The sequence below is a fragment of the Ensifer sp. Root954 genome (assembly GCF_001429005.1).
Classification (GTDB): Bacteria; Pseudomonadota; Alphaproteobacteria; order Rhizobiales; family Rhizobiaceae; genus Ensifer; species Ensifer adhaerens.
The window spans coordinates 125068-148873 of the sequence record NZ_LMJM01000051.1 but is presented as its reverse complement, the minus strand read 5'-3'; the positions used below and the strand labels follow the sequence as shown (position 1 = coordinate 148873).

General features: G+C 63.6%; 19 protein-coding genes. 12 read left to right on the top strand and 7 right to left on the bottom strand.

The genetic code is table 11. From position 1 onward, the window contains the following. The first annotated feature begins 1 nt into the window (after position 1). The 3 genes from xdhA to xdhC are packed head-to-tail and all read left to right on the top strand — an operon-like array spanning position 2 to position 4719. A complete protein-coding gene (gene xdhA, locus ASE71_RS29985) occupies positions 2-1483 on the top strand; it encodes a xanthine dehydrogenase small subunit (protein WP_034799360.1) in 1482 nt (493 codons plus the stop codon). An 11-nt stretch (positions 1484-1494) separates the two neighbouring features. Further along, positions 1495-3834: a xanthine dehydrogenase molybdopterin binding subunit gene (gene xdhB / locus ASE71_RS29980; RefSeq protein WP_060521699.1), complete on the top strand. Its 2340-nt coding sequence runs from the start codon at positions 1495-1497 to the stop codon at positions 3832-3834. Between the two features lie 18 nt (positions 3835-3852). Further along, a complete protein-coding gene (gene xdhC, locus ASE71_RS29975) occupies positions 3853-4719 on the top strand; it encodes a xanthine dehydrogenase accessory protein XdhC (RefSeq protein WP_060521827.1) in 867 nt (288 codons plus the stop codon). A 12-nt stretch (positions 4720-4731) separates the two neighbouring features. On the opposite strand, the gene ASE71_RS29970 is transcribed toward xdhC, so the two are convergent. Next, a complete protein-coding gene (locus ASE71_RS29970; protein WP_060521697.1) occupies positions 4732-5541 on the bottom strand; it encodes an NAD(P)H-dependent oxidoreductase in 810 nt (269 codons plus the stop codon). Between the two features lie 94 nt (positions 5542-5635). Here ASE71_RS29970 and ASE71_RS29965 point away from each other — a divergent pair, with 94 nt between their 5' ends. After that, positions 5636-6562, top strand: a complete 927-nt coding sequence (locus ASE71_RS29965; protein ID WP_060521696.1) for a LysR family transcriptional regulator — start codon at positions 5636-5638, stop codon at positions 6560-6562. Between the two features lie 269 nt (positions 6563-6831). Then, positions 6832-7479, top strand: coding sequence for a hypothetical protein (locus tag ASE71_RS29960; protein WP_200949982.1), 648 nt, complete (start codon positions 6832-6834; stop codon positions 7477-7479). Between the two features lie 181 nt (positions 7480-7660). On the opposite strand, the gene ASE71_RS29955 is transcribed toward ASE71_RS29960, so the two are convergent. Then, positions 7661-8575 (bottom strand): LysR family transcriptional regulator, encoded by a 915-nt coding sequence (locus ASE71_RS29955; protein ID WP_034799367.1) that lies wholly within the window; start codon positions 8573-8575, stop codon positions 7661-7663. 147 nt (positions 8576-8722) lie between these two features. Between ASE71_RS29955 and ASE71_RS29950 the strand changes: the two genes are divergently transcribed. Then, positions 8723-9961, top strand: a complete 1239-nt coding sequence (locus ASE71_RS29950; RefSeq protein WP_034799370.1) for a urate hydroxylase PuuD — start codon at positions 8723-8725, stop codon at positions 9959-9961. Continuing rightward, the gene (guaD, locus tag ASE71_RS29945) at positions 9958-11310 is read left to right on the top strand and encodes a guanine deaminase (protein WP_060521693.1); all 1353 of its coding nucleotides are present in this window, start codon (positions 9958-9960) and stop codon (positions 11308-11310) included. Before ASE71_RS29950 ends, guaD begins: the two co-directional genes overlap by 4 nt. Positions 11311-11399: 89 nt before the next feature. On the opposite strand, the gene ASE71_RS29940 is transcribed toward guaD, so the two are convergent. After that, entirely contained in the window at positions 11400-12221 is an 822-nt protein-coding gene (locus tag ASE71_RS29940; protein WP_060521692.1) for an IclR family transcriptional regulator, read from the bottom strand. A 171-nt stretch (positions 12222-12392) separates the two neighbouring features. On the opposite strand from ASE71_RS29940, the gene gcl reads away from it, so the two are divergent. From gcl to ASE71_RS29920, 4 genes are all read left to right on the top strand, one after another. Then, the gene (gcl, locus tag ASE71_RS29935; RefSeq protein ID WP_034799378.1) at positions 12393-14177 is read left to right on the top strand and encodes a glyoxylate carboligase; all 1785 of its coding nucleotides are present in this window, start codon (positions 12393-12395) and stop codon (positions 14175-14177) included. Between the two features lie 77 nt (positions 14178-14254). Further along, complete coding sequence (gene hyi, locus ASE71_RS29930) at positions 14255-15070, top strand: hydroxypyruvate isomerase (protein WP_060521690.1); 816 nt, start codon at positions 14255-14257, stop codon at positions 15068-15070. Positions 15071-15075: 5 nt separating this feature from the next. Further along, positions 15076-15960, top strand: coding sequence for a 2-hydroxy-3-oxopropionate reductase (locus tag ASE71_RS29925; RefSeq protein ID WP_034799385.1), 885 nt, complete (start codon positions 15076-15078; stop codon positions 15958-15960). Positions 15961-16198: 238 nt separating this feature from the next. Then, entirely contained in the window at positions 16199-17467 is a 1269-nt protein-coding gene (locus ASE71_RS29920; RefSeq protein ID WP_060521688.1) for a glycerate kinase, read from the top strand. 42 nt (positions 17468-17509) lie between these two features. Here ASE71_RS29920 and hpaH read toward each other — a convergent pair whose 3' ends face one another. The 3 genes from hpaH to ASE71_RS29905 all read right to left on the bottom strand — a co-directional run bounded on the left by hpaH (position 17510) and on the right by ASE71_RS29905 (position 19867). Continuing rightward, positions 17510-18313 (bottom strand): 2-oxo-hept-4-ene-1,7-dioate hydratase, encoded by an 804-nt coding sequence (hpaH, locus tag ASE71_RS29915; RefSeq protein WP_034799390.1) that lies wholly within the window; start codon positions 18311-18313, stop codon positions 17510-17512. 72 nt (positions 18314-18385) lie between these two features. Then, on the bottom strand, positions 18386-19000 hold the full coding sequence (locus ASE71_RS29910; protein WP_060521686.1) for a LysE family translocator: 615 nt from the start codon (positions 18998-19000) through the stop codon (positions 18386-18388). Between the two features lie 207 nt (positions 19001-19207). After that, a complete protein-coding gene (locus ASE71_RS29905) occupies positions 19208-19867 on the bottom strand; it encodes a response regulator (protein WP_034799397.1) in 660 nt (219 codons plus the stop codon). A 68-nt stretch (positions 19868-19935) separates the two neighbouring features. Here ASE71_RS29905 and ASE71_RS29900 point away from each other — a divergent pair, with 68 nt between their 5' ends. Next, a complete protein-coding gene (locus tag ASE71_RS29900; protein WP_060521685.1) occupies positions 19936-21732 on the top strand; it encodes an ATP-binding protein in 1797 nt (598 codons plus the stop codon). Here ASE71_RS29900 and pbpC read toward each other — a convergent pair. Beyond that, complete coding sequence (gene pbpC / locus ASE71_RS29895) at positions 21722-23803, bottom strand: penicillin-binding protein 1C (protein WP_060521683.1); 2082 nt, start codon at positions 23801-23803, stop codon at positions 21722-21724. The genes ASE71_RS29900 and pbpC overlap by 11 nt on opposite strands. Positions 23804-23806: the final 3 nt, after the last annotated feature.

Here is a 23806-nt window from a genome sequence, read left to right as displayed (position 1 = left end):
AATGACGATCCAAATCCGCAACACCATCCGCTTCATCCTGAACCACCGCCTCGTCGAACTTGCCGATGTTTCGCCGGTTCAGACTCTGCTCGATTTTCTGCGCATCGACCGCAATCTGAAGGGCACGAAAGAAGGCTGCGCCGAGGGCGACTGCGGTGCCTGCACCGTGCTTATCGGCCGCCTGCTCGACGGCAAGCTCAAGTATGAATCCGTCAATGCCTGCATCCGTTTCGTCGGCTCGCTCGACGGCTGTCATATCGTGACGGTGGATAGTTTGGCGCAGCCGGCTGGCCCGTTGCATCCGGTGCAGCAGGCAATGGTCGACACGCATGCCTCGCAGTGCGGTTTCTGCACGCCGGGCTTCGTGATGTCGCTCTATGGCCTCTGGATGGAGAACTCGAAGCCGTCGATCGCCGAAATCGAAAAGGCGCTGCAGGGCAATCTTTGTCGCTGCACCGGCTATGCCGCGATCATTCGCGCCGCCGAGGCGATCTCGACGATCGGCGATATCGGCAAGGATCCGCTGGTGGCCGAACGCGACCGGATCGCAGGCGAACTGGCAGCACTTCAGGATGGCCGTCGCGTGGAAATCGGCTCCGAGACCGAGCGCTTCATCCTGCCGGGCTCGGTCGATGATTTCGCCGCCGTGCTCGAAGCCAACCCGAAGGCGACGATCGTTGCCGGTTCGACCGATGTCGGCCTCTGGGTCACCAAATTCATGCGCGACATCTCACCGGTCATACACCTGACCCATCTTGAAGAACTGCGCCGCATCACGGTCGATGCCGACGGCGTGACGCTCGGCGCCGGCGTCAGCTACGCCGAAGCCTACCCCGTTATCGTCGCGCACTTCCCTGAACTGACCGAGCTTTGGGATCGCATCGGCGGCCAGCAGGTCCGCAACATGGGCACCGTGGGCGGCAACATTGCCAACGGCTCGCCGATCGGCGACACCCCGCCGGCGCTGATTGCGCTTGGCGCCGCGATCACGCTGCGCAAGGGCGATCGCCGCCGCACGGTGGTGCTCGAGGACTTCTTCATCGCCTACGGCAAACAGGACCGCGAGCCGGGCGAGTTCGTGGAAAGCGTGCGCATTCCATTCGTTTCGGATAAGGCGCGTGTGGCCGTCTACAAGGTGACGAAGCGTCTGGATGAGGACATTACCGCCGTCTGCGGCGGCTTCAACATCGCCTTCGAGGCAGGTCGGGTCAGCGACGCCATCATCGCCTTCGGCGGCATGGCCGCTACGCCGAAGCGAGCCGCTCATGTGGAGGCGGTGCTAAAAGGCGCCGAGTGGAACGAGGAGACGATCGAGCGCGCTGTCGCTGCCTTCGATCAGGACTTCACGCCGCTGACGGACTGGCGCGCCTCGGCGGAGTACCGCCAACTGGTGGCGAAGAACCTGCTTCGCCGCTTCTATCTCGAAACGCAGTCGAGTGGCGGCCAGCTCCGTCTCGATCGCACCATTGCTGTCGCGGTTTAAGGGAGGAAGCCATGAACGTGATGCAGCCCATCGACCGCATCCGCGGCGGCGTACACGAAAACGAACGGCACGAGTCCGGCCACAAGCATGTGTCCGGAACGGCCGAATATATCGACGATATTCCTGAGCCCCAGGGCACCCTGCACGGCTATCTCGGCCTCTCGCAGCGGGCGCACGCCGACATCCTGTCGATTGACTTTGAGGCCGTGAACGCCAGCGAAGGCGTGATCGGCGTTCTGACGGCCGCCGACATTCCCGGTGAAAACGACATCAGCCCGGCGCACAAGCACGACGAACCGATCTTCGTCACCGACAAGGTGGAGTTCCACGGCCAGCCGATCTTCGCGGTTGTCGCCACGTCGCGCGAAGCGGCGCGGCGCGCGGCCGCCAAGGTCAAGATCGAGTATCGCGATCTGCCGCATGTGACCGACGTGCTCGAAGCGGCTGCCGCCAACTATCCGCTGGTCATCGATCCCTTGAAGCTCGAGCGTGGCGACATCGACGCCGGCTTTGCCAAGGCGAAGAACATTCTCGAAGGCGAGATGCGCATCGGCGGCCAGGACCACTTCTATCTGGAAGGCCAGATCTCGTTTGCCATTCCCGGTGAGGACGACGAGGTGCTCGTCTATTCCTCGACCCAGCACCCGGCCGAGACGCAGCACATGGTCGCGACCGTGCTTGGCGTTCCGTCGAACGCGGTCACCGTGAATGTGCGCCGCATGGGCGGCGGTTTCGGCGGCAAGGAAACCCAGGCCAACATTTTCGCCGCCGTTGCGGCCGTCGCGGCCAAGAAATACCGCTGCCCGGTCAAGGTCCGGCCGGACCGCGACGACGACATGAGCGCCACCGGCAAGCGTCACGACTTCCACGTGGACTACAAGCTCGGCTTCGACGACGAGGGGCGCATCGAGGCGGTGGACGCTGTCTTTTCGGCACGCTGCGGTTACTCGGCTGATCTCTCGGGTCCGGTCACCGACCGCGCGCTCTTCCATGCCGACAACTGCTATTTCTATCCGAACGTGCGCCTGCGTTCGCGTCCGCTGAAGACCAACACCGTTTCCAACACCGCGTTCCGCGGTTTTGGCGGCCCTCAAGGGATGGTCGGTGGCGAACGAATGATCGAGGACATCGCCTATGCCGTCGGCAAGGATCCGCTGGAAATCCGCAAGCTGAACTTCTACGGCGGCGAGGGACGAAACCTCACGCCCTATCACCAGACCGTGGAAGACAACATCATCGGCCGCATTATCGAGGAACTGGAAACCTCGGCGGATTATGCCAAGCGTCGCGAAGCGGTGATCGCGTTTAACCGCGAGAACAATGTGGTGAAGCGCGGCATCGCGCTGACGCCGGTAAAGTTCGGCATCTCCTTCACCAAGACCGAGTACAACCAGGCCGGCGCGCTCGTGCATGTCTATACGGATGGTTCGATCCATCTGAACCATGGCGGCACCGAGATGGGGCAGGGGCTCTATACCAAGGTCGCCCAAGTGGTGGCCGACGAGTTCCAGGTTGATCTCGACCGGATCAAGGTGACGGCGACGACGACCGGCAAGGTGCCGAACACGTCTGCAACCGCGGCGTCCTCCGGCTCCGATCTCAACGGCATGGCCGCTGCCAATGCCGCCCAACAGATCAAGGAACGGCTGGTCAAGTTTGCTGCCGAGCGCTGGAACGTCGCCGAGGCCGATGTCGCCTTCGAACCGAACGTGGTGCGGATCGGAGCGGAACGTTTGAGCTTCAACGAGTTCATCAAGATCGCCTATGGCGCCCGCATCCAGCTTTCGGCCGCCGGTTTCTACAAGACGCCGAAGATCCACTGGAACCGCGCCGAAGGCCGGGGCCGGCCGTTCTTCTACTACGCCTATGGCGCCTCGTGCTCCGAGGTCAGCGTCGATACGCTGACCGGTGAATATCAGGTCGACCGCACCGACATCCTGCACGATGTCGGCCGCTCGCTGAACCCGGCGCTCGATCTTGGTCAGGTCGAAGGCGCCTTCGTTCAGGGCATGGGCTGGCTGACGACGGAAGAGCTCTGGTGGGATGCCAAGGGCCGGCTGCGCACGCACGCGCCCTCGACCTACAAGATCCCGCTGGCATCCGATCGCCCGCGCGTCTTCAACACCCGGCTTGCCGAGTGGTCGGTCAACCGCGAAGAAACGATTCGCCGCTCGAAGGCTGTCGGCGAACCGCCTTTCATGCTCGGCATCTCCGTGCTGGAAGCCTTGTCGATGGCGGCCGCGAGCGTTGCGGAGTATCGTATAGCACCGCGCCTCGATGCGCCGGCAACGCCGGAAAGGGTGCTGATGGCGATCGAGCGGCTGCGGGCGGCCGCACGGCAGAAAGGGTAACAGGGGCTGATTGTCATGGTGGCGAGCCGCGAGGATATCAGGGACTTTCTCCGACGCGAGCGCGACTGCGTGCTTGTGGAGGTGACCGGTGCCGCCGGTTCGACGCCACGCGATACCGACGCCTGGATGCTCGTCGCCGCCGATAGCCTGTTCGGCACGATCGGCGGCGGGCAACTCGAATACATGGCGATCGACCATGGCCGGCGGGCGCTGAAGCGCGGCGACGCGCCGGAGGCGATGACAATCCCGCTCGGACCGGAGATCGGCCAGTGTTGCGGCGGGCGCGTGGCGCTTGCCTTTACACGAATCGATCGGGAGAAAGCCGCCATGCTGATTGAACGCAGCGACCTGGAAATCGCCAGCCGGCCGCATGTCTATGTCTTCGGCGCGGGCCATGTCGGCGATGCACTGGCGATGGCGCTCTCCCTGGTGCCGGTGCGCACCGTTCTCGTCGATACCCGCGAGAACGAGCTTTCGGCCGTTGCCGACATTCCCGGCATCGAGACCTGCCTGACGGCGATGCCGGAGGCAGTGGTGCGCGACGCGCCCCCCGGCAGCGCCTTCGTCATCCTCACCCACGACCACGCGCTCGACTTCCTGATCGCGGCAGAAGCGCTTCGCCGCGACGATGCCTCCTATGTCGGTATGATCGGGTCGAAGACGAAGCGCTCCACTTTCAAGAACTGGCTGTCGCGCGAGATCGGTCGACCGGACCTCTTCGACCGGCTGGTCTGCCCGATCGGCGGCACGACGGTGAAGGACAAGCGGCCAGCGGTGATCGCTGCGCTTGCCGCCGCCGAAGTCATGGCAGCTGCGCTCAATTTTCGCCAGCCGGTGCAAGTGGACATCTCGCGTCGGCCGGCTGCCGCCAAGCTTGCTCGTTAGCAAATCCGCCCGTCAGCGGAGCGCCGTTTCGCCCCGGTGCGCACCGTTGAGGTGGAGCGCAAAGCCGTTGATGCGCGGGTCGCCGACCTCCGGTCGGAGTTCAAGCGTCGGGATCGCATAGTCCCCGCCGTTCTGCCGGCGATAGGGAATGGGCGCAGTTGTCGCGAGCGTGTGCATTCTTTCTTTCAGTTGTTCCGCCGTGGCTTGAAAACCAGCGTCGTCAAGGCTGTCTACGCGGTAGGCGACGAACGGCGGGAGCACGTCGTAACCGGGATAGAAGAGGATCCCGTGGTTGATCGGGAAGAGCAGGTCGTCGATCGGCCCGTTCACGCCCCGCGGCGAATAGTGCTCCTCCCAGCCGCCCGTCGTCACGACAAGCATGGCGCGTTTGCCGGCCAGCGTTCCCTCGCCGAAGCGCCTGCCCCAATATTTGTCGCTGTGCTCGCCGACGCCATAGGCAAAACCATAGGCATAGACGCGATCGACCCAGCCTTTCAGGATCGCCGGCATTGAATACCACCACAGCGGAAACTGCAGAATCAGCGCGTCGGCCCAGAGCAGCTTTTCCTGCTCGGTCTTGACGTCGGCGGTCAGCGTATCGGTGGCAAAGGCCTCCTTCGACGCGCGGCTCGGCTTGAACCGGGCATCGGGGGCAAGGGCCGGAAAATCGGAACGACCGATCTCGGACTTCCATCCCTCGGCATAGAGATCGGTGACACGAACCTCATGGCCTTCCGCCTCAAGCGCCTTGACGGCGATATCGCGCAGCGCGCCGTTCAGTGAACGCGGTTCGGGGTGGGCATAAACAAGCAGAACTTTCATGGTCGATATCCTTGGTGCCATCAACTGAGACTCTAGGTAGACCGCCGCAGCCCTATGCGGTAGATATTCGAAATGCATAGGATCATTCCGAAAAATGGATAAATCTGATGTTACGCTTGAACGCATGCGCACCTTCGTGCGCGTCGCCGAGCGGGGCAGTCTTTCGGCTGTTGCACGTGAACTCGGCATCGGCCAGTCGACAGTGACGCGGCAGCTGCGAGAACTCGAGGAAGCGATCGGCGTGCCGCTGCTTAGCCGCACCACCCGTCGCGTCACGGTGACCGACGAAGGCAGCCGTTACTACGCCGATAGCGTCCAGATCCTGCGACTGGTAGAACAGGCCGGCGACGAAGCGCGCGGTGCGCGTGGGGCTGCTGCCGGTACCATTCGTGTGTCCTGCACGTCCGCATTCGGAGTGCTGCACGTTACCCGGCTGATCTTTGCTTTCCAGGACAGGCATCCCGACATCGGCGTCGATCTGAGCCTGACCGACGAGCGCATCGACCTCGTGCGGGAAGGCATCGACGTCGCGTTGCGGCTCGGGCCGCTTAGCGACAGCTCCATGAAGCTTAGGCCGCTTGGGCAGAGCCGGCGTCTTCTGGTGGCTGCTCCGGCCTACCTGGCCGCGCGCGGATTTCCGCGCGCCCCAAGCGACCTCTCGGCGCATGAGGGGATCCGCATGTCGAACATTGCCGGCAGTGACAGGCTCAACTTCGAAGCCACAGACGGACGGCATCTGTCCGTGCCCTTCGGTGGACACCTTCGCATCGATCATGGGCTTGCTGCACGTGAGGCCCTCGTCGCCGGCCGGGGCATCGCGCCTGCCCACCGATGGCTCGTCGACGATCTGATCGAGGCCGGCCTGTTGGTGCCGCTGCTTCCGGACTATTCATTGCCTGCGGTGCCGCTCAGCCTGCTGATCGTGCCGGAACGCTCTGGCATCGCCCGTGTTCGTCTGTTGGTTGACTTCCTGGTCGAGGCGATCGGCAACCTTCCGGGGATCGAGAGGTCCAGAGCCTAGCGGCCTCGGCCGTCCGCCAGCTGCGACAGCGTGATCCCTAACCCGAATGGATCGGTCGCATGACCCGTGCGCCGTAAGCCATACCACAAATGTGTCGCTTACCCTTTGCTTCCGGATCTGTCTATCATCAGTAGTTTCTAAAATAAGGTTGACGCTGAGGTCGACCTTAGCGGAAGTAACGCGTCCAGGATTTTCTTTAGTGCTTTTCAGACAAATCGCGTTTTACGCAATTGCACAGAGACGGGGACGCATCAGATCGGGAGACGACTATGAAGAAACTGACGCGTGCTCTGCTCTTGTCCACGGCATTCGCGGTGCTGACGCACTATAGCGCGCCGTTCATGATCGGCGTTGCCCACGCCGATGGGGGTACTACCAGTGGTGAAGGCAGCACGGGCGGCACCGGTGGTGATGGTGGTACGGGCGGTGATGGCGGTACGGGTGGTACCGGCGGTGACGGTGGAACGGGGGGCGATGGCGGCACGGGCGGCACCGGTGGTGATGGCGGCACGGGCGGCGATGGCGGTGGCACCGGTGGTGACGGTGGTGGCACGGGCGGTGATGGCGGCGGCACCGGTGGTGACGGTGGTGGCACGGGCGGTGACGGTGGTGGCACTGGTGGCGATGGCGGCGGCACCGGTGGCGACGGTGGTGGCACGGGCGGTGATGGCGGCGGCACCGGTGGCGATGGCGGCGGCACGGGCGGTGACGGTGGTGGCACGGGCGGTGATGGCGGCGGCACCGGTGGCGACGGTGGTGGTACCGGCGGCGATGGCGGCGGTACGGGTGGTGACGGTGGCGGCACCGGCGGTGACGGCGGCGGTGGCGGCAAGCCCAAGCACGCCAACAACGGCTTCGGCAACGGCGGCGGTGACGGAGTTCCCGGCAAGTCGAAGCACAGCGACGTGAAACGCTGATCTCTGAAAAATATTGAGGGCGCGCCGCATCGGCGCGCCTTCTTTCTTTTGCAAACCACGTTGAGATCGCCCGGCACCGGGCGAAAGAATCGGCTCTCCGTCGATAGGAGCCGCCGGCAGGATGCCTAGGGTGTGCAGTCTTGCTCCTTGGTCCAGGCCGAAGCGGCCGGAAGACGAACGGTCAGGCCAGCATTCCGTTGATCAGGCGCTGACAGCGCTCGGCCATGTAATCGATCATCAGTCGCACCTTCGGGTCCTGGAACCGCTTGTGCGGATAGATCGCCGCAAGCTGCACGCTGAGCGGCGGCGTGTCGACGAGGATCGGCACGAGTGCGCCGGAATTGATGTGCGCCTTCACCTCGAACAGCGGCTTGTTGATAATGCCGCGGCCGTCGAGCGCCCACTGCGTCAGGACGTCGCCGTCGTCGGAATCATAGGGTCCGGTGACTTCGAGCTTGCGCACGCCTTCCATGGTCTGGAGCGTCCAGAAATACTCTTTCGAACCGGGATACCTGAGCAGCAGACAGTCGTGCTTGTCGGCGATGAGTGCGTCGGGCGTCTGAGGGATGCCCCGCTTCTCGAAATAGGCAGGCGCACCGCAGACAACGCGCTCGCAATTCATGATGCCGCGCATGCGCAGGTTCGAATCTTCGAGGATGCCGAGCTTGAAGGCGACGTCGACGCCTTCCGACAGGATATCGACATTGTGGTCCGACAGGCGAAGCCGCACTTCGATGTCGGGATACTTGTCGTGAAACTCCGGAATGCCCGATGCAATTAGCCGCCGACCTATCCCCAAAGGAGCGGTAATCTTCAGCGCGCCCTTCGGATTGCGCGAGAGATCGGCGATCGCATTTTCTGCTTCGTTGACAGCCTCGAGGATCTTCACCGCGCCGTCGTAAAAGACGCGACCGTGCTCCGTCGGGGTCAGCTTGCGCGTCGTCCGATTGAACAGGCGAACGCCCATATGGCGTTCCAACTCTTTGATTCTATTGCTTGCAACCGCCGGCGTCACGCGCTGGTCGCGACCCGCTGCCGACAGGGTTCCAAGCTCTACGACGCGTACGAAGACGCGCACATTGTCCAGATAAGACATGCCTCCGTCCCACTCCTTCAGGCTCTCTCTAGCCTATCCATTCCGTCGCTATTTTATAGATTTTTTTGAAAGTGTTGGTGAAGCAGCGACGTTCCCGCGACCTCCAGCAATGACACATAATGGTCCGAGGAGAAATGGGAGAATTTCATGTACGACTATGCCATCGCCTGGGATTGGCTGACCTTTGCCGTGAGATGGCTGCACGTCATCACCGCCATTGCATGGATCGGTTCGTCCTTTTACTTCGTCGCCCTCGACCTCGGTCTGAAGAAACATCCCGGCCTGCCGGTCGGCGCCTATGGCGAAGAATGGCAGGTGCACGGTGGTGGCTTCTACCACATCCAGAAATACCTGGTTGCGCCGGCCAACATGCCGGAGCACCTGATCTGGTTCAAATGGGAGTCCTACGTCACCTGGCTCTCCGGCTTCGGCATGCTCTGCCTGGTCTACTACGCCGGCGCCGACCTCTACCTGATCGACCCGAACGTGCTCGACGTCTCGAAGCCGGTGGCGATCGCCATCTCGCTCGGCTCGATTGCCTTCGGCTGGCTCGCCTATGATACGATCTGCAAGTCGCCCTTCGGTCGCGACAACACCCGACTGATGGTGCTGCTCTACTTCATTCTGGTCGGCATGGCCTGGGGCTACACGCAGCTCTTCACCGGCCGCGCAGCCTTCCTGCATCTCGGTGCGTTTACCGCAACGATCATGTCGGCCAACGTCTTCTTCATCATCATTCCGAACCAGAAGGTGGTCGTCGGCGACCTGATCGCTGGCCGCACGCCCGACGCCAAATACGGCGTGATCGCCAAGCAGCGCTCGACCCACAACAACTACCTGACGCTGCCGGTTCTCTTCCTGATGCTGTCGAACCACTATCCGCTGGCGTTCGGTACCCAGTACAACTGGATCATCGCCTCGCTGGTCTTCCTGATGGGCGTGACCATCCGCCACTATTTCAACACCCGTCACGCGAACAAGGGCAACCCGACCTGGACCTGGCTGGTCACTGCGCTGCTCTTCGTCGTCATCATGTGGCTGTCGACCGTGCCGAAGATTCTTGCCGGCGGCGAGGAGGCGAAGATTTCCGCCGCGCAACAGCCGTTCGTCACCGCGGAAGCCTTTCCGAAGGTTCGCGACACGGTGCTTGGCCGCTGTTCCATGTGCCATGCCAAGGAGCCGGGCTGGGAGGGCATCGTCGTCCCGCCGAAGGGCGTGATGCTCGAGACCGACACTGAGATCGCCAATCACGCGCGTGAAATCTACCTGCAGGCCGGCCGCAGCCACGCGATGCCGCCCGCCAATGTCACCGGCGTATCGGACGAGGAGCGGCAGCTGCTCGTCGCCTGGTACGAATCCGTCGTGAATGGAGGAAAGACCCAATGACCGATCTGCTGATCCGCGGCCGTGTGCTGACCTTCGTCGAGGAACCGAAGGGCATCGACGACACCACCTCCTATCGCTACTTCGAAGACGGCGCCGTGCTCGTGCGCGGCGGCAAGGTCGCCGATATCGGTGATCACGCCGATGTCGCCCGTCGTGCCGGTGCCGGCGTCAAGGTCGCCGACCATCGCCCTCATCTGGTGTTGCCAGGCCTGATCGATACGCATCTGCATTTCCCGCAGACGCAGGCGATCGCCTCCTACGGCGCCCAGCTTCTCGAATGGCTGAACACCTACATTTTCGTCGAGGAGCAGAAGTTCCGCAAACCGGAGCACGCCGACTTCATCGCCGGCCGCTTCCTGGACGAACTGCTGGCGAACGGCACGACGACGGCGGCCGCCTATTGCTCAGTGCATCCGGAGAGCGTCGACGCCTATTTCGGGGCCGCCGAAGCGCGCGGCATGCTGATGATTGGCGGCAAGGTGATGATGGACCGCAATGCGCCCGATGCGCTGCGCGACACGGCGCAGCAGGGCTATGACGAGACGAAGGCGCTGATTGCCAAGTGGCACGGCCGTGGCCGCGCGCACTACGCCATCAGTCCGCGCTTTGCCATCACCTCGACGCCGGAGCAGATGGAGGCGAGCCGCGTGCTCGTCGCCGAGCATCCGGAGTGCTACGTCCAGACGCATCTCTCTGAAAACAGGGACGAAATCGCCTTCGCCACGTCGCTCTATCCGGAAGCGAAGGACTATACCGACATTTACGCGCGCTACGATCTGCTGACGCGCAAGACCTTGCTCGGCCACTGCATCTATCTGAGCGACCGCGAGATTTCAGTACTCGCCGAAACCGGTGCCGTCGGCAATTTCTGCCCGACCTCGAACCTGTTCCTCGGCTCGGGTCTCTTCGATCGCGATCGCTTCGACAAGCTCGGCGCCCGCTGGTCGGTCGCGACCGATGTCGGCGCCGGCACCAGCTTCTCGATGCTGGAGACGATGGACGAGGCCTACAAGGTTCTGCACCTGCAGGGCCAGCGGCTGACGCCATTCAACTCCTTCTACCGCATGACACTCGGCAACGCCCGGGCGCTCGATCTCGACGACCGTATCGGCTCGCTGCATGTCGGCGCGGATGCCGATATCGTGGTGCTTGATAGCCGCGCCAAGCCGTCGATGGACTTGCGCATGCGGGTTGCCGGTTCGCTTGTCGAGGAACTCTTCATCCTGCAGACGATGGGTGACGACCGATGCGTGGCCGAGACCTATGTCGCCGGCAAGCCGATGAAGGGAGCTGCACGCGCTGCGAAGGACGCAGTCACCTCGGCAGTAAAGAGCCTCGAAACGGCCTAAGGCGCGTCCGCCCCTGCTGGCTCGCCAGCATTGCTTATTATAACGCCGCGTGTCCGGATCGGACGCGCGGCGTTTCTGTTGGTCGGGGTTTAAAGCTCTTCCGGTCGCTTGCCGCCCATCGCCTTGGTCAGCGCATCCGCGCGTTCGCGCACGATGGGGCCGAAGGTCGAGAGCTTCTGATCGCTGACGCGGACCGACGGCCCCGAGATGGATATGCCGGCGATCGTTTCGCCATATTCGTTGAAGATCGGAGCGGCGACGCAGCGCATGCCGAGCGTGTGCTCCTCGTCGTCGACCGACCAGCCGCGGTGGCGGATCTCCTGGATATCCTTCAACAGCGCCGGCAGCGTATCGCGCGTCTTGTCGGTGAAATGCGCGAGTTCGCGACCGTGGAGCAGCTGGGCGATCTCCTTGTCGGACCAGGTGGACAGGATGGCCTTGCCGATGCCGGAGGCATGAACCGGACCGCGGCGGCCGGGACGGAAGAAAGCGCGCATCGGCGCGTGGCTTTCGACCTGCGAAATGAAGACGACGTCGCCGCCTTCTTCGATGCCGATATTCGCCGTCTCGCCGCTTTCCTCCATCAGTCCTTTTAGAAACGGCCGACTGATGGTGCCGAGCTTGCGGAAGCGCAGATAGGCGTTGCCGATCTCGAACGCCTTCAAACCGACTGTCCAGGCGCCCGTGTCCGGGTCGTTCATCACCATGCCGTGGCCGGCAAGCGTTGCCAGCAGCCGGTGCACGGTCGACGGCGCCATGCCGGTCTCGTCGGCGAGCTGGGTGAGGGTTGAGCCGTCGCCTTCGGCCACGACCGTCAAAAGGGCGAGACTGCGATCAAGCACCTGGACGGATGAAGGGGCGGCGTTCTCGCCCGCCTTGCGTCCGCGTTTTCCCCTGCCGTTGCCGTCCATAAAAGCCTCTCTGAAAATCACGTGTCTCGCCCATCATCCTCTATCAGGCCATGCCGCGATTTTCTCCGAATTATTGAAAATCTTTATTTCCACATGATGGAAATGATTTCCATTTGTGTGTTGCGTATCGATGATAATGGATTATTGTTTCAGGAAATTGGAGGAGTTCCCATGGCTAAGATGCGTGCCGTTGACGCGGCTGTTATTGTTCTGGAAAAGGAAGGCATCGACTGTGCCTTCGGCGTACCGGGTGCCGCCATTAATCCGTTCTACTCGGCGCTGAAGGCGCGCGGCTCAGTTCGTCATATCCTGGCGCGCCACGTCGAAGGCGCTTCCCACATGGCCGAAGGCTATACGCGCGCCAAGCACGGCAATATCGGAGTCTGCATCGGCACGTCGGGCCCGGCCGGCACCGACATGATCACCGGCCTCTATTCGGCCTCGGCGGATTCGATCCCGATCCTCTGCATCACCGGCCAGGCGCCGCGCGCCCGTCTCGACAAGGAAGATTTCCAGGCTGTCGATATCGCCAAGATCGCAGCACCGGTCACCAAGTGGGCGGTTACCGTCATGGAGCCGGCGCTCGTTCCCTTCGTCTTCCAGAAGGCGTTTCACATCATGCGCTCCGGCCGTCCCGGCCCGGTGCTGATCGACCTGCCGGTCGACGTCCAGCTTGCCGAGATCGAATTCGATCCGGACACCTACCAGCCGCTTGAAGCCTACAAGCCCAAGGCGACGCGGGCCCAGGCCGAGAAGGCGATCGCGATGCTGAACGAAGCGGAACGCCCGCTGATCGTTGCCGGCGGCGGCATCATCAACGCCGATGCATCGGACCTTCTGACAGAATTTGCCGAAATCACCGGAATTCCGGTTATTCCGACGCTGATGGGCTGGGGCACGATCCCGGATGACCATCCGCTGATGGCCGGCATGTGCGGCCTGCAGACCTCGCATCGCTACGGCAATGCCAACATGCTCGCCTCCGACTTCGTGCTCGGCGTCGGCAACCGCTGGGCAAACCGCCACACCGGCAACGTTCCGACCTACACGGAAGGCCGCAAGTTCGTTCACGTCGACATCGAGCCGACGCAGATCGGCCGCGTCTTTGCGCCCGATTTCGGTATCGTCTCGGATGCCGGCGCTGCGCTGAAGCTCTTCCTCGATGTCGCGACGGAATGGAAGACGGCGGGCAAGCTGCGTGACTGGTCCGCCTGGGCGGAAGAGTGCCGCGAACGCAAGCGCACCATGCTGCGCAAGACCCACTTCGACCAGACGCCGCTGAAACCGCAGCGCGTCTATGAAGAGATGAACAAGGCCTTCGGCCGCGACACCTGCTACGTTTCGACCATCGGCCTCAGCCAGATCGCCGGCGCCCAGTTCCTGCACGTCTACAAGCCGCGCAACTGGATCAATTGCGGCCAGGCCGGACCGCTCGGCTGGACCTTGCCTGCGGCACTCGGTGTTCGCGCTGCCGATCCGGACCGGACGATCGTGGCACTCTCAGGCGACTACGACTTCCAATTCCTGATCGAGGAACTGGCTGTCGGCGCCCAGCACAAGCTGCCTTACCTGCATGTGGTCGTGAACAATTCCTATCTCGGCCTCATCCGCCAGGCGCAGCGCGGTCTCAACATGGACTTCGAGGTCAGCCTCGCCTTCGACAACATCAACGCGTCGGGCGATGCGGAGAAGGGTTACGGCGTCGACCACGTCGCGGTTGCCGAAGGTCTCGGCTGCAAGGCGATCCGTGTGCGCAGTCCGAACGAGTTCCAGGAAGCCTTCGACCGGGCGCGTGCGCTGATGGACGAGCACCAGGTTCCCGTCGTCATCGAGTTCATCCTCGAGCGCGTCACCAACATCTCCATGGGCGCCGACATCAATGCGGTCGTCGAGTTCGAGGAACTGGCGCTGCGCGGCGAGGACGTGCCGACCGCGATCACGGCCCTGCTCGACTGAGCCTTGAATGACTGAGGAGATGCGGGCGCTCCGCCGCCCGCATCGCTCACAAGACAAACACAAGGAGGAAACATCGCATGGCGAAGTTCGCTGCGAACCTGACAATGCTGTTCAACGAGGTGCCGTTCCTCGATCGTTTCGCCCTTGCTGCCAAGGCCGGCTTCGAGGGCGTGGAATATCTGTTTCCCTACGAATTCGAAAAGGTGAGCCTGCGCGCAGAGCTTCAGCGCCATGGCCTGACCCAAGTTCTGCACAACCTGCCGGCCGGCAACTGGGCGAGCGGCGAACGCGGCATCGCCATCCTGCCTAACCGGGTCGACGAGTTCCGCAAAGGCGTGGCGAGCGCCATCGACTACGCGACGGCGCTCGACTGCAAGCAGGTCAACTGCCTGGTTGGCATCGCGCCTCACGGTGTCTCTGAACAGGTGCTGCGCGACACGCTGGTCGCCAATCTCAAGCTTGCTGCAAGCGAACTCGGCAAGCAGGGCATTCGCCTGCTCATCGAACCGATCAACGACTTCGATATTCCGGGCTTCTATCTCAACACGGTCGAGCAGGCGGCTTCGATCATTGAGGAGGTCGGCAGCGACAACCTGTTCATCCAGTACGACCTCTACCACCAGCAGCGCACGCAGGGCGAGTTGATCGGCACCTACAAGCGCTTTGCCGATCGCATCGTTCATGTCCAGCTTGCCGACAATCCGGGCCGCAACGAGCCGGGCACCGGCGAGATCAACTATCCCTTCGTCTTCGACGCGCTGGAAGCGGCCGGCTACGACGGCTGGATCGGTTGCGAATATAAGCCGCGCACCACGACGGCCGACGGCCTCGGCTGGCTCGGCGCCGAGCGCCAGCGCACCCAATCCGCAGACATCATCAAGATCAGGAGCTAAACACCATGGCAACAATCGGTTTCATTGGACTGGGTATCATGGGCACGCCGATGGCGCGCCACCTGCAGGATGCCGGCCACACGATCGTCACCTCGAAGTTCGTCATCCCGCCGCGCCAGGAGCTGCTCGACAACGGCCTCAAGTTCGTTGACTCGCCGAAGGCGTTGGCCGAAACAGTCGACACCATCATCCTGATGCTGCCGGATACCCCTGAGGTCAAGGATGTTCTCTTCGGCGAAAACGGCGTCGCCTACGGTCTTTCCAAGGGCAAGCTCGTCATCGACATGAGCTCGATCTCGCCGATCGAGACGAAGGAATTCGCCAAGAAAGTTCGCGAGACCGGTGCCGAATACATCGACGCCCCGGTTTCCGGCGGCGAAGTCGGCGCCAAGAATGCTTCGCTCTCGATCATGGCGGGCGGCGCCCAGGAGAGCTTCGACCGCGCCCTGCCGCTCTTGAAGTTGATGGGCAAGAACATCACGCTCGTCGGTGATTGCGGCGACGGCCAGGTCACCAAGGTCGCCAACCAGATCATCGTTGCGCTGACGATCGAAGCGGTCTCGGAAGCGCTTGTCTTCGCCTCCAAGGCGGGTGCTGATCCGGCGCGCGTCCGCGAAGCGCTGATGGGCGGCTTTGCCTCCTCGCGCATTCTCGAAGTTCACGGCGAGCGCATGATCAAGCGCACCTTCGATCCGGGCTTCCGCATCTCGCTGCACCAGAAGGACCTCAACCTGGCTCTCCAGGGTGCCAAGTCGCTCGGCATCTCGCTGCCGAACACGGCGGCAACGCAGGAACTCTTCAACAACTGCGCCGCCAACGGCGACAGCGGCCTCGACCACTCCGGCCTCGTCCGGGCGCTGGAGCGCATGGCGAACCACCAGGTTGCCTAAGCAATTCCAGGAAACGTGCGAAGCGGTTTTCCGTTAGGAATTGCGCCGCTTTGAAAAGATCAGGCGACGACCTTAAATGCGCATGACTCGTCCGGCGTCCCATTGTACCGGACCGGTCATGCGTCCGGGCGGCGGTTGGAGGAACCGCCGCCCGAGACTTTCATGCAGTTCCAACCGCGATTTGCGCTGGGATGACATATAAGGATGGAGCGACGCGACATCCTCCAGGGGGAGACCAATGCCAGCCATCACCGATCCACGCCGTTTCCTCGAAGCGCTGTTCACCTCGGCCGTTGCCGCGGCTGATCCGGAGAAAGTGATCGCGGCCAACCTGCCGGCGCGACCGAAGGGGCGGACGGTGGTGGTTGGGGCCGGCAAGGGTGCGGCCCAGATGGCAGCCGCCTTCGAACGCCATTGGGATGGTCCCCTCTCGGGCGTGATCGTCACCCGCTATGGCTATGCTGCCCCATGCGAGACGATCGAGGTGCTGGAAGCGTCGCACCCCCTGCCTGATGAAAACGGTTTGCTGGCTTCGAAGCGCTTGCTCGCCGAAGTCGGCGGCCTGACGGCGGACGATCTTGTCGTCGCGCTCGTCTGCGGCGGTGGCTCGGCGCTTTTGCCCTCGCCACCACCCGGCTTGACGCTCGAAGACGAGATCGCGGTCAACCGGGCGTTGCTTGCCTCCGGCGCGCCGATTAGCGCCATGAATGCCGTGCGCAAGCACGTCTCGATGATCAAGGGCGGTCGGCTGGCTGCCGCCGCCTATCCGGCCAAGGTCGTCTCGCTGATCGTTTCCGATATTCCGGGCGACGATCCGGCGCTGGTCGCCTCCGGCCCGACACTGGCGGACGCCAGCACGCGCGAGGATGCGCTGACGCTGATCGAGCGCTACAGTCTGGACCTGCCGGCAAAGGTTATGGCGTGGATCGATAGCCCGGAAAGCGTCGCGCCATCTCCTGATGACCCGCGTTTTGCCCGTAACGAAGTCCGGCTGATCGCATCCGCATCCGTCTCGCTCGAGGCCGCGGCTGCAGAGGCGCGTGCCGCCGGCATCGACGCGATCATTCTTTCCGATGCGATCGAGGGAGAGGCGCGTGATGTTGGCGGTGTGCATGCGGCGATCGCCCGGGAAGTCGCCGGCCGCGGTCGACCGTTCACCAAACCGGTCGTCGTTCTCTCGGGCGGCGAGACGACCGTCACCATCCGCGGCAAGGGCAAGGGCGGACGCAACAGCGAATTCCTGCTGGCGCTGGCGCTCGGCATCGACGGTGCCAAAGGGGTCTCGGCGCTCGCCGCAGACACCGACGGCATCGACGGCTCCGAGGACAACGCCGGCGCTTTCGCCGACGACACCACCATCGCCCGTCTCGCGGCGCAACGGCTGGATGCCGCGGCATTCCTGCAAAAGAACGACAGCTGGTCGGCGTTCGATGCGCTCGGCGATCTCTTCAAGCCCGGCCCGACCGGCACCAACGTCAACGATTTCCGCGCCATCCTGGTGCAGTGATATCCGCGCGGCGGGTGTGTAGCCTGCCTGTCGTTATACACTTCACGCGAAGTGGCAACTGACCGAGCCGTAAGCGCCGAAATCGGCGACGATCGTGTCGCCGTTCCTGGCTTCGAGCGTGCGGATGAAAGAGCCTGAGAGAACGATCTGGCCGGGCTCGATCGCGTCGCCGCATTGCGCGAGACGATTGGCGAGCCAGGCGATGCCGCGCGCCGGATGGTTGAGCACACCGGCCGCAAGTCCCGTTTCCTCGATCACCGCATTGCGCGAGACGATCGCCCCCATCCAGCGCATGTCGACCGTATCGGGGCGCACGGCGCGGCCGCCGAGGATGAGGCCGCCATTGGCGGCATTGTCGGCGATCGCATCGACGAGGATGCGCGCCTTCTTTGTTTTCGGATCCGTGCGGACGATCCGGCTGTCGAGAATTTCCAGCGCCGGCATGACATAATCCGTGGCGTTCAGGACCTGGACGATGTTGACCCGCGGGCCTTTGAGCCCGGTTTTCATGATGAACGCGATCTCCGCTTCGACCCGTGGCTGGATGAAGCGATCGGCGGGTATGCTTGCGCCGTCGTCGAACAGCATGTTGTCGAAGAGCACGCCGGAATCGGGCGTGTCGATGCCGAGCGCCTGCTGCATGGCATTGGACGTCAGCCCGATCTTCCAGCCGATGATGCGGTGGCCGTCGTCGCGTTTGCGCCGGACCAGAGCCGCCTGGATCGCATAGGCGTCGTCGACCGTCATTTCGGGATGCTTGAGCGAGAGGAGCCCGATCTGTTTTCGATCGCGTTCGGCCTGATGCAGGCTTTCGGCGGCCTTGGCGATCTCGGTTGCATTCAGCATGGCGCCCCCCGACTTCAGCGTCCTTAAGGATACACCAAGGTCGGACCCGGCGCGCGCACCGTCTTTGGGCGATCAGATCGGCTGACTTGCCAGCATCAGGCCGAGGCCGATGAGGATCGAACCGCAGGTGCGCGGAACAAGATTGCCGGCGCCACCAACCAGCCGACCGAGCGTGAAGGAGGCGAGGAAGACGGCCGCGATATCGGCGACCGACAGGGCAAGGTTCACCAGCAGGCCGAACATCAGGAACTGCAGCGACATCGGCATCGCCACGGCCGGATCCACGAACTGCGGCAGGAAGGTCACGAAGAACAAGGCGGTCTTGGGATTGAGGACCTCCACCACGATGCTGTCGCGCAGGACGCCGGGTTTCGCAGCCTCGGCGTGGGCGGCATGTTTGCCGACTCCGAGCAGCATGGTCGCGCCGAGCCAGACCAGATAGACGGCGCCGGCAAGCCTGATCGCCCCATAGAGAAGCGGTGCATGGTGAAGCAGGGCGGCAAGCCCGAGCGCCGCGGCGGCGATGTGGACGTAGCAGCCGATATGAATGCCGAGCGCCGCCAGGAGGCCGGCCTTGCGGCCATGCGCCAACGTCTGCGCCGTCATATAGAGAATGGCAGGACCCGGCATGAAGGCGAAAATCGCCGTTGCCAGTGCGAACGAAATCCAATGCTCCAGCGACGGCATGGGGGCTCCTCCCGAAATAGCCGGAACGCCCCGGGCCGACGTCTTGGCGTCGAACCATCTCGGTGGCGCGATAGAGCGGGAGAACTACGCTTGGTTGTATCCGATTGACATACGGCAGGTGCCGTATTTCGGCGTTGTGGCAGGATCGCCTGTTTTGCCGTGGTTAAGGGAAGGTGACTTCCGGAAAGACCGGCGAGGACTGCGATATCAACCGATCGGCAGGCCGATGCGCAGCGCATAGGCCGCGATCTCTGCCGTGTTGTGCAGACTGAGCTTGCGCATCAGGTTCTCGCGATGCTTGCGGGCCGTGAGCGGGCTGATACCGAGGCGATCGGCGGTCTCGCGCGCGGTGAGCCCCTGGGCGGCGAGAGAGAGGATCTGCATTTCGCGGCGGGTGAGGGGGATGGGGGAGAGCGCCGTATCGGTTGTCGGCGGCGGCTGGTGGCTGCGGGGATCGTCGATGGCGAAACGAACCGATTGGCTGAGATAAATTTCGTTTCGCAGCATTGCGTCGAGTGCTGCATTCAGTTCGGCCGGGTCGCCGGTCTTCGTCAGGTAACCGCTGGCCCCGGCGGCGATCACGGCCCGCACGGTTCGCGGCTCGATATTTGCGGTCAGCGCCAGGATCTTCATGCGCGGCGCGACCGCCCGGAGTTCGTTGATGAACTGCACGCCGGCAACCCCCGGCATGCCGAGGTCGAGGATCACCAGATCAGGACTGCTGGCGCGAACGATGGTCGTCAGCGTCTCGCCGTCGGCCGCTTCCGCAACCACCGATACGTGGTCCATGGTGGAGAGCAGCAGCTTCAGGCCCTCGCGAACGATGGCGTGATCGTCTGCCACCACGATCGTCAGCAGTTTGCGCATGTAAGCAATCCTTCATCGAAATCGGCAATTCTCCGCCGACATGGCGTTGCATCGAGACAGGAGCGGCAATGGAGACTCGCGAACACCTGCAACCTCTCCTGATAGGCTTATTATTTCGTCAATCTTACGCGGTGCTTTTTGCCAATTTCGCAATTCCACTGCCGGTTGCTTATGTCCTGCGCGATCTTGTGTCGTGGGATCTGCTGTTTTCATGGGGTGCCGCACTCTATCTGCTGACGTTCGCCCGCATTCTTCTCGACTGGCGATATCGGCGTCAGACCGATGAAGGGCGGACGCGGGACTGGCGGCGATGGGCCTGGCGCTTCACGCTGCTTTCGTGGGTTTCCAGCGGTCTCTGGGGCGCGCTTGGCTGGTTTGCCTTCCATCCGGACGAGCCGCAGACGCTTGCCTTCGTCTGCATCGTGATCACAGGCATTGCCAGCGGTGCGGTGCCGTCGCTGTCTGCCTTTCCGCTCGCCTATGCTGGCTCGCTGGTTGCGATCCTCCTGCCCTTCGCGATCCGTTGCTTCCTCGGCGAAGGGCCGATCTACGACACCTATCTGATTTTCACCATCTGCCTCTTCGGCGTCGACCTCTACTACAGCCGCGTCACCCACAGGACGCTCGCCGAAACGGTGCGGCTGCGTTTCGAGAATCTGTCGCTGATCACGAGCCTTGAGGCAGAGCGCGACAAGGCGCAGAGCGCCGATCGCTCCAAGTCGCGGTTCCTCGCTGCCGCAAGCCACGACCTGCGTCAGCCGATCCACGCCCTCAGCCTTTTCACCTCGACGCTCGCAGCACTCGGTCGCAACGGTGACGTTCCGGCCAAGAACGCCCGCGACCTCGCCGATCGCGCGCGCTCGGTTATCGGCAATCTCGGCGGTCTGCTCGACGCGTTGCTCGACATTTCCAAGCTTGACGCGGGAATCGTGACCGTCGCGCGAGAACCGGTGTCCCTACGGCGACTGTTCCACGACCTCAAGGCGGAGTTCTCCGGCATTGCGAAGGACCAGGGCCTCGGATGGCGCGTGGTGATGACGGATGTCTGGGTCGATACCGACCCGATGATGCTGAAGCGTGTCCTCGACAACCTTCTTTCCAATGCCTTCCGCTACACGCGGACCGGCACGGTGCTGATCGGTTGCCGACGCCGCGGTGCTGCGCTGGAGGTGCAGGTCTGGGACACCGGTGTCGGCATCCCGGCGTCCGAACAGGACGCAATCTTCGAGGAGTTCGTACAGCTTCAGAACCCGGCGCGCGACCGGGCGCAAGGGCTCGGGCTCGGCCTTGCTATCGTCCAGCGTACCGCCGCTCTGCTCGGCCACCCGGTCAAGGTGGTCTCGACGGAGGGTCGCGGTTCGATGTTTTCCATCACTTTGCCGGTGGTCGCGCCGCCTTCGCTGGCACAGCCCGGACGCGCCCATCCGGCCGCTGCGACGCAGCATGGGGGCATCGTCGTCATCGACGATGAGCGCGACGCGCTGGATGCGACGGCGCTGTTGCTCCGCACGCTCGGCTATGCGGTCTATGCCGGGCGTTCGGCTGCCGGGGCCCGAAAGGAGCTTGCGAAGGCTGCGCGCTTAGGAGAGGTGCCGGTCGATCTTGTCATCACCGATTACCGTCTCGAGGCCGGCAAGACCGGGATCGATGCGATCCGGGAGATCAGGGCCCATCTCGGGCGGGAGGTGCCGGCGCTGATCCTTTCCGGCGATACGTCGCCGACACGGCTGAAGGAAGTGACCGCAAGCGGCCACCGTCTTCTCCACAAGCCGCTCGATGCGGTGCGGTTGGAGGAGGAGATCGAAGCGCTCCTCGCCGAGCGGGCTGAAGACGCGGCACGCGAGATCCGCACTGTTACTCGATGAAGACGCGCACGCTGGCGGCGCGGCCGACGGAATCGATCACCGTCAGCGTCGAATAGCCGGCACCATCCGGTTGCCACTGCGTGACCCGCCGGCGGGTGAGCTCCGGCAGAGGCTTGCCATTGGCAAGCCAGCGGAACGGCGCGCGTCCGCCCTGGAGCTTGAGTGTCAGCGGCGAAAGCGCCTGATGGTTCGCACTGAGCTCGACGCGTGCGCCCTCGGGCGGAAACACGATCTGCGGTGCCGGCTCGCGGGCCGAAGCGTTGACGAGGCCGCTTGCCGTCAGCGAGAAGCGGCGCTGGCTGATCGGCAGTTCGGCTTGAGAAATGCGGATCGCGCCGGCCGGCGCATCGGGCAGCGGCGTGATGCCGAAGCCGGATTTGGCGAAGCCTTCGAAGAGAATGGGGGCGGCGCTGCCATAGCCGGTGAGGCCGGGAACCGCCCCATTGTCGGGCCGTCCGACCCAGACTCCGAGCACATGGCGGCCGTCATAGCCGACCGACCAGGCATCACGGTAGCCATAGCTGGTGCCGGTCTTATAGGCGATGCCGCGCTGGCGACTGCCAGCGGGCGGCAACACGCCGGAGAGCGCGTCGGAGACATTCCAGACGGCGACCGGCGAAAGCACCGGTTCCGCTTCGATCAGGCCCGCCTTGCCCTCAACGCCGTCGCCGAGCCGGAGCGGGAAGCCGCGGTTGGCAAGCGCCGCATAGAGCTGCACGAGATCGCGCAGGGAAAGTCCGACGCCGCCAAGACCGATCGCAAGGCCGGGTGCTTCGCCGGCAGGAAGTGCCGGCTTCACCTCGCCGCGGCGAAAGCGCATCATCAGCTCGGCCGGGCCGACCGCGTCGAGCAGGCGGATCGCCGGAACGTTCAGAGACAATTGCAGCGCCTCGCGCACGCTGACATCGCCCTGGTAGCTCATGTCGAAGTTGCGTGGGCGGTAGCCGAAGAAGTCCGCCGGCCGGTCCTCGATGATCGTTTCCTGGCTGACGAGCCCTTCTTCGAAGGCAAGGCCATAGATGAAGGGCTTGAGGGTGGAGCCCGGCGAACGCGTGATGCGCGTCATGTCGATCCAGCCGGAGCGGCTCGCATCGAAATAGTCGGCCGATCCGACCGAAGCGACGATCTCTCCGGTCTTCGCATCGGCCATCACCATGGCGACCGAAACCTTCGGTCCGAGCTTGGCTGCCCCTTCCTTTGCCACGGCTTCGAGGTTGCGCTGGACGGCAAGGCGCAAGCTCGTCTCATGCCGAACCGCCCGCGGGTCCTTGCGCAACGCCCGTTCGGCGAGGTGCGCGGCATAGGCCGGGAGTTGCAGCCTGCGCGACGGAACGGACGTGGCGATTGCGCGTTCCGCTTCGCCGTCGCCAATCACGTCAGCAACGGCGAGACGCGTCAGCACCCGTTCGCGGGCGGCGACAGCGGCGGCATGGTTGCGGTCCGGGCGGCGCTTCTCCGGCAATTGCGGTAGTGCCACGAGCAGGGCCGCTTCGCCGGCCGTCAGCCGTTTCGGCTCCTTGCCTAGCCACGAGAGGCTCGCGGCGCGCACACCCTCGATATTGCCGCCATAAGGCGCATGGGTGAGATAGAGATTGAGGATCTGGTCCTTCGATAGCCGTCGCTCGATCTGGATCGCGCGTGCGATTTGCAACATCTTGGCGGTTATCGAGCGCTGCTGCCGCGGCTCGATCAGCCGGGCGACCTGCATGGAAAGCGTCGAGGCGCCCGAGACGATCCGGCCATTGCTGACGAATTGAAGCGCGGCGCGGCCAAGCGCCAAGATATCGACGCCGGAATGCTCCTCAAAACGCTGGTCTTCGTAGGCGATCAGCATCTTCAGGAACTGCGGATCGACATCGTCGACCGTGGTCTTCAGTCGCCAGAGGCCATCCGGCGTTGCGAAGGCGCGCAAGAGCTGTCCGTTGGCGTCGTCCACCTCGCGCGAGACGACGTCCGCCTCCGCAAGCGGCGGCGGGAAGGCCTCGTCAGCCTTTTCGATCGCAAAGCCCGTCAGCCCCGTCACCAGCAGGCAGACGGGCAAGGCGATCAGCAGTTTGCGCCCAATCGACATGAT